Source organism: Streptomyces sp. NTD91, assembly GCF_059510455.1.
Genome location: NZ_JCAJZW010000007.1, coordinates 1 through 13942, shown reverse-complemented (window position 1 = coordinate 13942; position 13942 = coordinate 1). Strand labels below are relative to the sequence as shown.

Genomic DNA, 13942 nt, shown 5'->3' with positions numbered 1-13942 from the left:
TCAGTCCTCGTACGCGTCCAGCGGCGGGCAGGAGCAGACCAGGTTGCGGTCGCCGAAGGCCTGATCGATGCGGCGCACCGACGGCCAGTACTTGTCGGCGGCCGAGACACCGGCCGGGAAGACGGCCTCCTCGCGGCCGTAGGCGTGCTTCCACTCACCGCCGAGCGCGGCCGCGGTGTGCGGGGCGTTCCGCAGCGGGTTGTCCTCCGTCGGCCACTCGCCCGTGCCGACCTTCTCGATCTCCGCGCGGATGGCGATCATCGCGTCGCAGAACCGGTCAAGCTCGGTGATGTCCTCGGACTCGGTCGGCTCGATCATCAGCGTGCCGGCCACCGGGAAGGACATGGTCGGCGCGTGGAAGCCGTAGTCGATCAGCCGCTTGGCCACGTCGTCCACGCTGACGCCGGTCGCCTTGGTCAGCGGGCGCAGGTCGATGATGCACTCGTGCGCGACCAGGCCGCCGGGGCCGGTGTAGAGCACCGGGTAGTGCGGCTCCAGGCGCTTGGCGATGTAGTTGGCCGACAGCACGGCCACCTGGGTGGCCCGCTTGAGGCCCTCGCCGCCCATCAGACGGACGTAGGCCCAGGAGATGGGCAGTATGCCCGCCGAGCCCCACGGGGCCGCCGAGATGGGGCCGACGCCGGTCCCCGGGCCGGCGGCCGGCTGGAGCGGGTGGTTCGGCAGGTACGGCGCCAGGTGCGAGCGGACCGCGACCGGGCCGACACCGGGGCCGCCGCCGCCGTGCGGGATGCAGAAGGTCTTGTGCAGGTTCAGGTGCGAGACGTCACCGCCGAAGTGGCCCGGCTTGGCGAGGCCGACCAGGGCGTTGAGGTTGGCGCCGTCGACGTACACCTGGCCGCCGGCCTCGTGGACCTGCGCGCAGATGTCGGCGACGTGCTCCTCGAACACACCGTGCGTGGACGGGTAGGTGATCATGAGCACCGCCAGCTCGTCGCGGTACTGCTCGATCTTCGCCCGAAGGTCCTCGACGTCGATCTCGCCGTCCTCGGCGGTCCTGACCACGACGACCTTCATGCCGGCCATCACGGCGCTGGCGGCGTTGGTGCCGTGCGCGGAGGACGGGATCAGACAGACGGTGCGCTGCTCGTCGCCGTTGGCCCGGTGGTAGCCGCGTACGGCGAGCAGGCCGGCCAGCTCGCCCTGGGAACCGGCGTTCGGCTGCAGGGACACCTTGTCGTAGCCGGTGACCTCGGCGAGACGTTCCTCCAGCTCGTGGATGAGCGTGAGGTAGCCCTCGGCCTGCTCGGCGGGGGCGAACGGGTGCAGCTGGCCGAACTCGGGCCAGGTGACCGGCTCCATCTCGGTGGTCGCGTTGAGCTTCATGGTGCAGGAGCCCAGCGGGATCATGCCGCGGTCGAGCGCGTAGTCGCGGTCGGCGAGCCGGCGCAGGTAGCGCAGCATCGCGGTCTCGGAGCGGTGCCGGTGGAAGACCGGGTGGGTGAGGTAGGCGTCGGTGCGCAGCAGCGCCTCGGGGAGGGTGTCCTGCGCCGTCGCGTCCAGCGCCTCGATGTCGGCCTCGACGCCGAAGGCGGACCACACGGCGGCGAGCTGGGCCCGCTTGGTGGTCTCGTCGCAGGCGATCGAGACGTGGTCGGCGTCGGCCAGGTGCAGGTTGACGCCGTTCTCCCGGGCGGCGGCGACGACCTCGGCGGCCTTGCCGGGCACACGCGCGGTGAGGGTGTCGAAGAAGGCACCGTGCACGATCTCCACGCCACCGGCCTTCAGCCCCTCGGCGAGGAGGGTGGCGTACCGGTGCGTGCGGCGGGCGATGGTCCTGAGGCCTTCCGGACCGTGGTAGACGGCGTACATGCCGGCCATCACGGCGAGCAGCACCTGCGCGGTGCAGATGTTGCTGGTGGCCTTCTCGCGGCGGATGTGCTGCTCACGGGTCTGCAGCGCGAGGCGGTAGGCCTTGTTGCCATCGGCGTCGACGGAGACGCCCACGAGACGGCCGGGGAGGCTGCGCGCGAACTTCTCGTGCACGGCCATGTAGCCGGCGTGCGGACCGCCGAAGCCCATCGGCACGCCGAAGCGCTGGGTGGTGCCCACGGCGATGTCGGCGCCCAGCTCGCCCGGAGAGGTCAGCAGGGTCAGGGCGAGCAGGTCGGCGGCGACGGTGACGAGCGCGCCCAACCGGTGCGCCTGGTCGATGACCGGCTTGATGTCCCGTACGGCACCCGAGGCGCCCGGGTACTGGATCAGCACGCCGTTGATCTCGCGCGCGGCGACCTCGGCCGGGATGCCCGCGGAGAGGTCGGCGACGACGACCTCGACGTCGGCCGGTTCGGCACGGGTCTGGATGACCGCGATGGTCTGCGGCAGGGTGTCCGCGTCGACCAGGAAGAGGCCCTTCTTGTTCTTGCCCATGCGCCGGGACAGCGCCATGGCCTCGGCGGCGGCGGTGCCCTCGTCGAGGAGGGAGGCACCGGAGGTGGGCAGGCCGGTGAGGTCGGCGACCGTGGTCTGGAAATTCAGCAGCGCTTCGAGCCGGCCCTGGGAGATCTCCGGCTGGTACGGCGTGTAGGCCGTGTACCAGGCCGGGTTCTCCATGACGTTGCGCAGGATGACGGGCGGCGTGAACGTCCCGTAGTACCCCAGGCCGATCATGGAGTCGAGGACCTGGTTGCGGTCGGCGAGCGCGCGCAGTTCGGCGAGCACCTCGGCCTCGGTGCGGGCGCCCGGCAGGTCGAGGGCGCCGGCGTTCTTGATCACATCCGGGACCGCTGCGGCGGTCAGCTCGTCCAGCGAGCCGTATCCGACGTGCGCGAGCATCTTGGCCCGCGCCTCCTGGTCGGGCCCGATGTGGCGCTGCTCGAACGGGATGCCCGCTTCGAGCTCCGAGAGCGGAATGCGGTGGGCGGTCATTGCGGAGGCCTCCTGGTCTGACGCGACCTTCGAAGGGCACCACGGCACGGGTGCCCGGACGGCCTCCCCCTCTGTCATCTCAACCTGAGAGCTTCACCGGGTATGCCCCGGCTTTCACCGTCGGTGAGAGCCGGTGCTGTCGACACCCGCCCTGCTTTCCAGAGTGACCTCGTCCGTGCGGTACGTGAGCCTGAGAGATTCCGGGGAGGATTTGCTCCTTCGGCGCCTCCGAGGTGGGTCGGAGGACTCTCCCGCACGGGGTCAGCAGCCGCTGTCAGCCTACCAGCGGGGTCCGCACCGGGGTCCTCGAGTGGCCGCCTGCCTGAATGTGCTCTTTTGTAGTGCTTACGGATGAGTCGCGACCAAGTGGAGGGAGAGGGACCGTGCTGACCGAGATCGATCCGCGTAACCTGATCGGCTGCAAGGCGTTCGACCGCAATGGCGCCAAGATCGGCACCATAGACGAGGTCTACCTCGACGACGCGACCGGCGTCCCCGAGTGGGCGGCCATACGCACCGGCCTGTTCTCCCGCGACGCATTCGTCCCCCTGGAACCGAGCGAGCTGATCGACGGCTCCCTCCACGTCCCCTTCGACCGCGCCCTGATCAAGGACGCCCCCGACTTCGGCGTGGGCCGCCACCTCTCCCCCGAACAGGAACTCCAGCTCTACCACCACTACGGCCTGGACGTGGCCTCACCCCCGTCCGTAGCGGACCACGACTTCGGCAAACTGGCGGGTTCTGAGGAGACGTGACTCCTCCCCGGTGCCCGGGGCGGAGCGCCGTGTCGTTCACTGCTCGAGGGACCGGCTCGAGCGGGCGAACGGGCCGAGTCCGAGACCAGCGGCAACGGATCGGCGGACTCCAGCACGGGATCGTCGACGGAGAACGTCCGCACCCGCCCCGGAGGGGACAGCGGCGTCTCGAACCGCACCGTCACCCGCCCCAGCCCGCTCCCCTGCACCCACCCGTGCCCGTACTCCGCGTGCCGCACGTCCTGCCCGGCCCGCCACGACCGCTCCTCCGGCTCCGCCCGCTCCACCACCGTCTCGGCCTCGCCCCGCCCCGGCTCCTCGACCGCGGGCACCGGCATGGCCTGCGCGAAAAGGTCCTCCTGCGTGTAGTCGGCGAGCCCTGAGACACCCACGCCCAGCAGGCGGACCCCGCCCGTGGTGTCCACGGAGTCCAGCAGTCGTGCGGCCGCCTCCCGCACCACCGCCGGATCGTCGGTCGGCCCCCGCAGCGTCTCCGACCGGGTCAGGGTCGAGAAGTCGTACCGCCGCACCTTCAGCACGATCGTCCGCCCGGACAGCCCGGCTCCCCGCAGCCGCCCCACGCACCGGTCGGCGAGCCGTCGCACCTCGAGCCCGATCCGCAGCCGGTCGTGGATGTCCACGTCGTAGGTGTCCTCGACCGACACCGACTTCGCCTCGCGCTCGGCCACCACGGGCCGCTCGTCGTGGGCCAGGGCCATGGCGTACAGGGCCTGCCCGTGGGCCTTGCCCAGCAGCCGTACCAGCTCGTCCTCGCCTGCCTCGGCCAGCTCCTCGACCGTGGTGATCCCGGCCCTGCGCAGATGGTCCCCGGTGGCCGGCCCGACCCCCGGCAGGGTCCGCACCGGCATCGGCCCCAGCAGCGCCCGCTCGGACCCCGGCTCGATGACCACCAGCCCGTCCGGCTTGGCCTGCTCGGAGGCGATCTTGGCCAGCATCTTGGAGGCGGCCAGCCCCACCGATCCGGTGAGCCCGGTGACCGCCCGGATTTCCGCGCGCAGCCTCGTCCCGGCCAGCCGCGCCGATTCCTCGTCGCACGCCGTCCCGCCGGCCTCCAGGTCCACGAACGCCTCGTCCAGGCTGAGCGGCTCCACCAGCGGCGACAGCCCACGCAGCAGTGCCATCACCTGCTCGCTGATCTCCCGGTACAGGCTGAAGCGAGGCACGAGATACGCGGCGTTGGGCGCGAGCCGACGCGCCTGGGCCATGGGCATCGCCGAGTGGACCCCGAACGCCCGCGCCTCGTACGACGCGGTGGCCACCACCCCGCGCGGCCCGAGTCCGCCCACGACGACCGCCTTCCCGCGCAGGCTCGGCTTGGATGCCTGCTCCACCGAGGCGTAGAAGGCATCCATGTCGAGATGCAGGATCGTGGGCGCGTTTCTCACATGTCCGATGCTGCACCACGGCACTGACAATGCCGTGGTACGGGAGGACGGCTGGGGCCCGCGCTCAGACCGCCCGGTTGCGCCGCCGTGCCAGCTCGTCCGCGGGATTCTGCCCGACAAGGGTCTCGCCGGTGTCGATGCGCTCGCCGTGCAGCTGGGAGAGCGCGCTTTCCACGTCCCGCCACACCACGCCGACGGCGATTCCGAAGATGCCCTGACCGCCCTGGAGGAGGGCGTGGACCTCGTCCGGCGAGGTGCACTCGTACACCGTGGCGCCGTCGCTCATCAGCGTCATCCGCTCCAGGTCGCAAAACCCGCGTTCCCTGAGGTGCTGCACGGCCGTGCGGATGTTCTGCAGCGAGACCCCGGTGTCCAGGAACCGCTTGACGATCTTCAGGACGACCACGTCCCGGAAGCTGTACAGCCGCTGCGTCCCCGACCCGTACGCGGGCCGAACGCTCGGCTCGACCAGCCCGGTGCGTGCCCAGTAGTCGAGCTGCCGGTAGGTGATGCCCGCGGCCGCGCAGGCCGTCGGCCCGCGATAGCCGATCTGCTCCGACGTCATGGAAGCCGCCCCTCCGCCGTTCGGCACGACCGTCGGCCGCTGCGGAGCGTGATCCACCGCGCTGCTGTGAACCGGGTACGGCCCGTTCTCCCCGAAACCACGCACGGGAGCACCCCCAGCCGTACCGTCGCCGCTGGTTCTCACGCCGACCTCCGTCCTTGACCTGCCCTCACGACGGTAGGCAGTCACCACGGGTGCGTCAACGATCGCCACACTCGGCACGCCGAGTGATAATCACCCTAGGAGTGGTTTCCCGTGCCCCACCGCGGGGAAAGGCTAGCCGAATGCGCTCGGGGGACCGTGCAGGACGGCCTCACAGGCCGTTGGCAAGTGCCCGGACACGGCGTGGCCGGCGGCGCCTCACCGTGTCCGGTTCGGCGCCCGCCGACCGTCCGCGATCACTGGTTGCTCGTACCGAAGTCCTCGGGGGAGATCTGGTCCAGGAACTCGCGGAACTTCTCCACCTCGTCCTCCTGCTCGTCCGGGATGGCGATGCCGGCGTCGTCCAGCACCGTGTCGCTGCCGTAGATCGGCGTTCCGGTGCGCAGGGCCAGCGCTATGGCATCGGAGGGACGGGCGCTGACCTCGACCCCGCTGGCGAAGACCAGCTCCGCGTAGAAGACGCCTTCCCGCAGGTCGGTGATGCGTACCTCGGTCAGCTCCTGGCCGACGGCCTCCAGCACGTCCTTGAACAGATCGTGGGTCAGCGGCCTCGCAGGGGCCATGCCCTGCTGGGCGAAAGCGATCGCCGTCGCCTCTCCCGGCCCGATCCAGATGGGGAGGTAACGGTCGCCTCCCACTTCGCGCAGGAGCACGATCGGTTGGTTGGAGGGCATTTCGACCCGGACACCTACGACATCGAGCTCGTTCACACAGCAACCCTAGGCCGTGCTCGGGACGTTTGGGTAGTCGGGCCGGGAACAGGTGGCCGATCCGGCCGCCGGCTGCCCACGGTGTTCAGGGCAGCCGCACCCCGAGCGCGGTCTGCACGAGCGCAGCGTGCAGTTTCACCGTCAGCGCCGCCAGCTCCTTCGTACGGGCCTCGGCGTGCGCCCTGGTCTGCGGGTTGCGGTGACGCTTGAGCGGGGCCATCACCTGCTCCACGAGCCCGGCCTCGCGGTCCGCGGCGGCCTTCATCACCCGAAGGTGGCGTGGCTCGATACCGAACCGGCCCAGTTCGGCGACGAGCGAGGCCACGGTGACCGCCTCGGCCTCGTACGTCCCGTCGTCCAGCGGAGCGATGAGCCCGTACGACTCCCACTCCTTCAGGTCGCCCTCGTCGATCTCCGCCGCGGCCATCAGCTCGGCCCTGCCCACCCGGGCCACCGTGGGCGCGGACGGCTCCGGAACGTCCTCGCCGATGCGCTGACGGCCGACGACGGGCAACTGGACGGCCTCCCCGCGCTCCATGGCGTCCAGGTGCTCGCGGATCACCTTCAGCGGCAGATAGTGGTCCCGCTGCATCCTCAGCACATGCGCCAGGCGCTCGACGTCCCTGGCGCTGAACTTGCGGTACCCCGAGGGGCTCCGCTGCGGCTCGATGAGCCCCTCCGACTCCAGGAAGCGGATCTTGGAGACGGTGACTTCGGGGAACTCGTCGCGCAGCACGTTCAGCACCGTGCCGATGCTCATCAGCCCGCTGTCCCTGGCGGCGGTACCGCTTCCGGCACCGCCGCTCGGTGTTTGAAGCATGGACCTTCCCTGGGGGTTTCCCCCGGACACCGGTCCGGGGGCGGGTCAGATGCCCTGCCGGCTCGCGTAGAACACCAACCGGTACTTGCCGATCTGCACCTCGTCGCCGTTCGCCAGCGCGACCTGGTCGATCCGCTCGCGGTTGACGTACGTGCCGTTCAGGCTGCCGACGTCGGCCACGGTGAACGAGCCGTCCGGGGAGCGGCGGAACTCCACGTGCCGACGCGAGACCGTGACGTCGTCCAGGAAGATGTCGCTCTGCGGATGACGGCCGGCCGTGGTCAGATCGCTGTCCAGCAGGAAGCGGCTGCCCGAGTTCGGGCCGCGGCGCACCACCAGCAGCGCCGAGCCGCGCGGCAGCGCGTCCACCGCGGCCTGCGCCTCCGGCGACAGCATCGGCATCTGGGTCTGACCGGTGACCTCGGCGTCGTACGCCTCAAGACCGGAGATCGAGATCGTGGACGTCGTCTCGGACGCGCGCTCCGGCGCCACCCCCGGGCGCAGCGGCGCACCGCAGTTGGAGCAGAAGCGGGCGTTCTGCGCGTTGCGGTTACCGCACCTCGTACACACCAGGACCGACATGGACGGATCCTCCTGCGGCTGCCCCGCCGGGGCGTTGGACGCGTACGGACCGGGGGCGTACCCTCCACCCGCACCTGAGGCTGACGGTTGCCCGAAACCTATGCCGCCGGACTGCGCAGGGTCAACCGACGTCCCGCTCTGACCTCCGGAAATGCCACCGCCCGGACCAGCGACCTGGTCCCGGAACAGCGGGCGCTGGCCCTCCGCGTCAGGCTGCGCGCGGTGCCGAGCGGTCGCGTTGTCGCTGCCCTCTCGCGCGCTCTTGCCGAACAACTTCGCAAACAACTTCACGGGCGATTCCCCTTGACCGAAACAGACCCGCCCGTGGGGCAGGACGAACCCTGATTGCCTACACCGGCCGAGCCGGACATTCTCACAACGTCCGTAACCACCAGACAGTTTCCACCACGCACCACGCCTTCGGTGCGCCGACCCCCCGCAACCTCATGCCCCTGCCGGACGTCCCCCATGCACCGCAGGTTCACTGGGAGGACGACCGAGCGTAGTCAGGCCGCTTCGCCTGTCGCAAGGCGTCCACGACGATCTTGCCCGACTGCTGGACCGTGACCGTGGCCTGCTCCTTCTCCAGGGTCTGCACCACGCCTCCCGGGATGTTCAGCGCCGGCTCCAGGTCCTGCGGCTTGCCGATGACCTTGAAACGATAGGGGGCGGTGATCTTGTTCCCGTCGACGCCCACGCCGTTGCCGGAATCGGTGAAATAGGTGTCCGCGACCACGCGGACCCCGTTGACCTGGATCGCCTCCGCACCGGCCGCGCGCAGCTCCTGGATCGCGTCGAGCAGCATGTCAGCCTTGACCGTCCCCTTCGTGTCCTCGACCGTCATCGTGATGCCGGGACCCTGAGCGGCCACGGTGCCAGCCAGGATGCCGAGTTGCCTCTCCTTCTCGGCTGTCTGCCTGCGCGCCGCCGCGGCCCGGTCGGAGCTGCTCTGCAGCTCCTGGCGCTGCTTCTCGAGTCCCTGCTTCTCGTCCTCAAGACGCTGAGTACGCGAATCCAGTTCATCGAGGATGCGCACGAGGTCCTCCTGACGTGCCCCGCGCAGCGCGCTGTCGGTGTCGCTGTTGGAGGCCACCTGCACCGCCAGCCCGAAGCCGAGCCCGAACAGGAGCAGGGCGACGATGAGTTGGGCCCGGGTGAAACGCGGCGGCCACAGGCTCTTGACCAGCCGCTGCCGACCGGTCGGCGCCTCCCCCGCCTGCTCCTCGGGGGCCGGCTCAGGAGCCCTTGCGGGCACCTCCTCGGGGAGTTCCTTGCGGAGCCTGTTCTCCGGCCGCTCCGGCTGCTCGCTGCGCTCGTTCTGCTCGCTCATCGCTGTCACGCCCGGAACACGTGCCGCCGGATCGCCGCGGCGTTGGAGAAGATCCGGATACCGAGGACCACCACGACGCCCGTGGACAGCTGCGCGCCCACGCCCAGCTTGTCGCCGAGGAACACGATCAGCGCGGCGACGACCACGTTCGACAGGAACGACACCACGAAGACCTTGTCGTCGAAGATCCCGTCCAGCATGGCCCGCAGACCGCCGAACACGGCGTCCAGTGCCGCGACGACGGCGATGGGCAGATAAGGCTCGACGACCGCCGGAACCTCGGGCCGGACCAACAGGCCGGCCACGACTCCCACGACGAGGCCCAGTACGGCGATCACGATGTGCCCTTCTCAGTCTTCTCGGTGCTCGGCTGTGCTGTACGTACGATCACGCTCGGTGCGGCGGGCAACCGCAGGTCGCCCTGAGTGGAGATGGTGGCGCGGATGCCGAAGTTCTGCTCCAGGGCGTGCAGGTACAGACCGTCGGCGCTGTTCTGGAACGCGGTGCTGAGCCGTTCCCCGTCCCCTACCGCCAGCACCGTGTACGGCGGCACCAGCGGCCTGTTGTCGACCAGTATCGCGTCCCCGGCGGCCCTGATCGCGGACAGGGCGGTCAGCCGCTGCCCGTTGATCGAGACCGCCTCCGCGCCGGACGCCCACAGCCCGTTGACCACGCGCTGCATGTCCCGGTCACGCACCCGGCCGGTGTCGGAGAACCCCGATGTCTCCCGCGGATTGGTGCCGTCACCGCCGGTGCTGGCCTCCTTGGCATCGTCGACCACCAGCTTGACGCCGGGACCGTGAACCGCGGTGGCGCCCGACAGGACCCCCACCAGGTCCGCCTGCGCGCTGCCGCCGCTCGACTTCAGTGCCGCCCGCTGCCGCGCGCTGACGTCGTCGCGGAGCTTGTCGACGGTAGCCTCCAGCTTGTCCGCGTTCGCTGTCTCGCTGTCGACGCGGTCGATCAGTTCCTGGCGCTCCTTGGCCACCACGGGAGCCGCTGCCCGCGTCTGCGCCGCCCCGACGGTCACCACCAGCGCTGCGAGGACGAGGCCGGCAGCGAGGCCCAGCTTCGCCCTGAGCGTCTTGGGCAGGCCGCACTCGCCAAGGGACTTCTTCCGGGCGGCGGCCTCGGCGTAGCCGTCGTCGAGGCTGTGGTCCATGACGTTGGTGATCAACGACATGGAGGCGTCCGGGCGCCGGGGCCGCGTGGGGCTGCTCCGAACGGGGGGTTGCTGCGGCATGCCGCACATCGTCGCATGTCGCGTGCGATTACTCCGAATGACCCCACCGGCGTGCCGGACAGGCCCCCCTTGGGGGACACTAGTCCGGCACGCGCGCGTGCGTGGGTCCTGCCCTACCGGCCGCGCCCCGCTCGCCCATCTGTCGGCGCTGCCCTCCACTACCTCCCGGCGCTGTCCACGACGGCCGACCACTCGTCCAGCAGTGCCTGGGCCGAGGCGTCGTCGGGGCCCTCGGCCCAGAGATGGGTGACGGCCTCCGCCGGGTCGGGCAGCACCATCACCCAGCGACCGTCCGTCTCCACCACCCGCACGCCGTCGGTCGTGTCGACGAAACGATCCCCGGCGGCCTCCACCACCCGCCGCATGACCAGGCCCTTGACGGCCCACGGCGTGGCCAGGTCCCGCTTGAGGACGTGCGCCCGCGGGATCCGCGCGTCGATCTGGCTGAGGGTGAGCTGCGTGCGTGCCACCAGGCCGATGAGGCGTACGAACGCGGCCGTGCCGTCGTAGACGCTGCTGAACTCGGGGACGATGAATCCGCCCTTGCCGTCGCCGCCGAAGATGGTGCCTTCCTCGCCGCCCACGCGCGTGAGGTCGTCGGGGGAAGTGGTCGTCCACTCGACCTGGGTGCCGTGGTAGGCGGCGACCTGCTCGGCGATCCGGGTCGTGGTCACCGGCAGCGCCACCCTCCCGCTGCGCCGCTCGGCGGCCACCAGGTCCAGCATCACCAGCAGCGCGCGGTCGTCCTCGATGATCCGGCCCTTCTCGTCGACGAGCGACAGCCGCTCGCCCACGGGATCGAACCGGACGCCGAACGCGGCCCCCGAGGAAGCCACTATCTCGCCCAGCCGGACCAGGCCGTTGCGCCGCATCTCGCCCGTCTCGGTGGGGCGGGACTCGTCGAGACCGGGATTGATGGTCAGGGAGTCCACGCCGAGCTTGCCCAGCAGGCTGGGCAGCACGAGGCCGGCGCTGCCGTTGGAGGCGTCGACGACGACCTTCAGGCCCGACTCGGCGATCCCGGTCGTGTCGACGTTCCGCAGCAGCGATCCGGTGTACGAGTCGAAGACACTCGCCGGGAAGTACAGGTCGCCGATCTCGCCGGGGAACGCCCGCCGGTACTCCTGCCGCGCGAACACCCGGTCCAGCTTGCGCTGGCTGCCCTGCGACAGGTCGGCGCCGTTGCCGTCGAAGAACATGATGTCGACCGAGTCCGGGACACCCGGCGAGGTCCGGATCATGATGCCGCCGGCGCTGCCGCGCGCGGTCTGCTGCCGGGCCACGGGCAGCGGCACGTTCTCCAGGTCGCGTACGTCGATGGCGCTGGCCTGGAGCGCGGAGATGACCGCCCGCTTCAACGCACGAGCGCCTCGGGAGTGGTCGCGGGCCGTGGTGACCGTGGAGCCCTTCTTGAGGGTGGTCGCATAGGCGCCGGCCAGCCGCACGGCCAGCTCCGGCGTGATCTCCACGTTCAGGATGCCGGACACCCCGCGCGCGCCGAACAGATGCGCCTGTCCCCTGGACTCCCAGATGACCGACGTGTTGACGAAGGCGCCTGCCTCGATGGTCTTGAAGGGATAGACCCGGACGTTGCCCTGGACGATCGATTCCTCGCCTATCAGGCACTCGTCACCGATGACCGCGCCGTCCTCGATCCGTGCGGCACGCATGATGTCGGTGTTCTTGCCGACGACGCAGCCCCGCAGATTGCTGTGCTGCCCGACGTAGACGTTGTCGTGCACCACCGCCTTGTGCAGAAAGGCGCCGCTCTTGACCACGACGTTCGAGCCGACGACCGTGTGCTCCCGGATCTCCGCTCCGGCCTCCACCTTCGCGTAGTCGCCGATGTACAGCGGTCCGCGCAGTACGGCGTCGGGATGCACCTCGGCGCCCTCCGCCACCCAGACACCGGGCGAGATCTCGAAGCCGTCGATGTCGACGTCGACCTTGCCCTCGAGCACGTCGGCCTGGGCCTTCACATAGCTCTCGTGGGTGCCGACGTCCTCCCAGTAACCCTCGGCGACGTAGCCGTAGATCGGCTTGCCTTCCTTCATCAACTGCGGGAAGACGTCACCGGACCAGTCGACGGGAACATCGGGTTCGACGTAGTTGAACACCTCGGGCTCCATGACATAGATGCCCGTGTTGACGGTATCGGAGAAGACCTGCCCCCAGGTGGGCTTCTCCAGGAAACGCTCGACCTTGCCTTCCTCGTCGACGATGGTGATGCCGAACTCGAGCGGATTGGGCACCCGGGTCAGACAGACCGTGACCAGCGCGCCCTTCTCCTTGTGGAAATTGATCAGCTCCGTGAGGTCGAAGTCGGTCAGGGCATCACCGGAGATGACGAGGAAGGCATCGTCCTTCAACGCCTCTTCGGCGTTCTTGACGCTTCCGGCGGTTCCGAGTGGCTTCTCCTCATTGGCATAGGTGAGGTCCATTCCGAGCTCTTCGCCGTCGCCGAAGTAGTTCTTGACGAGCGATGCCAGGAACTGAACGGTGACGACGGTCTCGGTGAGCCCGTGCCTTTTGAGCAGCCGTAGCACATGCTCCATGATCGGGCGGTTGGCCACAGGCAGGAGCGGCTTGGGCATACTAGAGGTCATGGGGCGCAGGCGGGTGCCTTCGCCCCCGGCCATCACGACGGCCTTCATGTCGGAAGCGTCCTCCTCCAAGAGACGACGGTCTAGCCGACTTCACCCGTCCAGATTGTCCCGCACTTTTCCACGGCGGGCCATCGTGGCGTAAGTCTGGACAATCGCCGAGCTCAATCGGCCATGGCGTCCGCCCGAACCAAACGGCGGACCTGTACCACGTAGAGCACTCCTGCCCACCAATACAGGGTTGTACCCCACCCGGCGAACGCCCATCCGAAAATGGCAGCGAGTGACGCGATCCAACCGCTGCCGTCGCTGAGGAGCAACAACGGGAAGGCATACATCAGGCAGAACGTGGCCGACTTCCCGAGGAAGTTCACCTGTGGCGGCGGATACCCGTGCCGGCGAAGGACGCCCACCATCACCAGAAGCATCAGTTCTCGCGCGAGCAGGAGGCCGGTCAGCCAGAGCGGCAGGATCTCCCGCCAGGTGAGACCGACCAGTGTGGAAAGAACGTAGAGCCGGTCGGCGGCGGGATCGAGAAGCCGGCCGAGACTGCTGATCTGGTTCCAGCGCCGGGCGAGCTTGCCGTCCAGGTAGTCACTGACTCCGCTCAACGCCAGCACGAGGAGAGCCCAGCCGTCGCTCTTCGGTCCTCCGAACTCGGGCCTGAGGATCAGCCACAGGAAGAGCGGTACGCCGACGAGCCGCGCCATGCTGAGGATGTTGGGGATGGTGAGGACCCGGTCCGTCTGGACACGTGTCTCCTGGACCTCCACCCGGGGGCCTCCTGTGCGAAATGAGCCAACGATGCTCCCTGACCTTACATCAACGCAAAAAAGCTCCGGCTCCTGGGCAGTGCCCAGGAGCCGGAGCTCTAAAAGGA

12 protein-coding genes and 1 riboswitch are annotated in these 13942 nt (G+C 69.5%); of the genes, 1 reads left to right on the top strand and 11 read right to left on the bottom strand.

Annotated features, from left to right (window positions below):
• Window positions 1–2886, bottom strand: coding sequence for an aminomethyl-transferring glycine dehydrogenase (gene gcvP, locus AC5WRT_RS10295; protein WP_496100137.1), 2886 nt, complete (start codon window positions 2884–2886; stop codon window positions 1–3).
• Window positions 2887–3054: 168 nt separating this feature from the next.
• Window positions 3055–3150: riboswitch (glycine riboswitch) on the bottom strand.
• A 119-nt stretch (window positions 3151–3269) separates the two neighbouring features.
• Between gcvP and AC5WRT_RS10290 the strand changes: the two genes are divergently transcribed.
• Complete coding sequence (locus AC5WRT_RS10290; protein WP_496092668.1) at window positions 3270–3641, top strand: PRC-barrel domain-containing protein; 372 nt, start codon at window positions 3270–3272, stop codon at window positions 3639–3641.
• Here AC5WRT_RS10290 and AC5WRT_RS10285 read toward each other — a convergent pair.
• From AC5WRT_RS10285 to clsA, 10 genes are all read right to left on the bottom strand, one after another.
• Entirely contained in the window at window positions 3563–5047 is a 1485-nt protein-coding gene (locus AC5WRT_RS10285; protein WP_496100136.1) for a DNA polymerase IV, read from the bottom strand. The genes AC5WRT_RS10290 and AC5WRT_RS10285 overlap by 79 nt on opposite strands.
• Before the next feature lie 64 nt (window positions 5048–5111).
• Entirely contained in the window at window positions 5112–5756 is a 645-nt protein-coding gene (locus AC5WRT_RS10280) for a MerR family transcriptional regulator (protein ID WP_496092666.1), read from the bottom strand.
• A gap of 254 nt (window positions 5757–6010) precedes the next feature.
• Window positions 6011–6484 carry a bifunctional nuclease family protein gene (locus AC5WRT_RS10275; protein WP_004934251.1) on the bottom strand — a complete coding sequence of 158 codons (474 nt, stop codon included), beginning with the start codon at window positions 6482–6484 and terminating at the stop codon, window positions 6011–6013.
• 85 nt (window positions 6485–6569) lie between these two features.
• Window positions 6570–7304, bottom strand: coding sequence for a transcriptional regulator FtsR (gene ftsR, locus AC5WRT_RS10270; protein ID WP_496092665.1), 735 nt, complete (start codon window positions 7302–7304; stop codon window positions 6570–6572).
• A 45-nt stretch (window positions 7305–7349) separates the two neighbouring features.
• Window positions 7350–8177: a double zinc ribbon and FHA domain-containing protein gene (locus AC5WRT_RS10265; protein WP_496092664.1), complete on the bottom strand. Its 828-nt coding sequence runs from the start codon at window positions 8175–8177 to the stop codon at window positions 7350–7352.
• A gap of 190 nt (window positions 8178–8367) precedes the next feature.
• Entirely contained in the window at window positions 8368–9216 is an 849-nt protein-coding gene (locus AC5WRT_RS10260; protein WP_496100135.1) for a DUF881 domain-containing protein, read from the bottom strand.
• A 5-nt stretch (window positions 9217–9221) separates the two neighbouring features.
• Window positions 9222–9554, bottom strand: coding sequence for a small basic family protein (locus tag AC5WRT_RS10255; protein ID WP_003988855.1), 333 nt, complete (start codon window positions 9552–9554; stop codon window positions 9222–9224).
• On the bottom strand, window positions 9551–10459 hold the full coding sequence (locus tag AC5WRT_RS10250; protein WP_496092662.1) for a DUF881 domain-containing protein: 909 nt from the start codon (window positions 10457–10459) through the stop codon (window positions 9551–9553). Before AC5WRT_RS10250 ends, AC5WRT_RS10255 begins: the two co-directional genes overlap by 4 nt.
• 158 nt (window positions 10460–10617) lie before the next feature.
• Entirely contained in the window at window positions 10618–13113 is a 2496-nt protein-coding gene (locus AC5WRT_RS10245; RefSeq protein ID WP_496092661.1) for a sugar phosphate nucleotidyltransferase, read from the bottom strand.
• 113 nt (window positions 13114–13226) lie between these two features.
• Complete coding sequence (gene clsA, locus AC5WRT_RS10240; protein ID WP_496092660.1) at window positions 13227–13835, bottom strand: cardiolipin synthase ClsA; 609 nt, start codon at window positions 13833–13835, stop codon at window positions 13227–13229.
• Window positions 13836–13942: the final 107 nt, after the last annotated feature.

Bases quoted from the DNA above. Each gene is read 5' to 3' on its own strand.
- AC5WRT_RS10250 (WP_496092662.1), bottom strand. From the start codon at position 10,459: ATGCCGCAGCAACCCCCCGTTCGGAGCAGCCCCACGCGGCCCCGGCGC.
- gcvP (WP_496100137.1), bottom strand. From the start codon at position 2,886: ATGACCGCCCACCGCATTCCGCTCTCGGAGCTCGAAGCGGGCATCCCG.
- AC5WRT_RS10245 (WP_496092661.1), bottom strand. From the start codon at position 13,113: ATGAAGGCCGTCGTGATGGCCGGGGGCGAAGGCACCCGCCTGCGCCCC.
- AC5WRT_RS10260 (WP_496100135.1), bottom strand. From the start codon at position 9,216: ATGAGCGAGCAGAACGAGCGCAGCGAGCAGCCGGAGCGGCCGGAGAAC.
- ftsR (WP_496092665.1), bottom strand. From the start codon at position 7,304: ATGCTTCAAACACCGAGCGGCGGTGCCGGAAGCGGTACCGCCGCCAGG.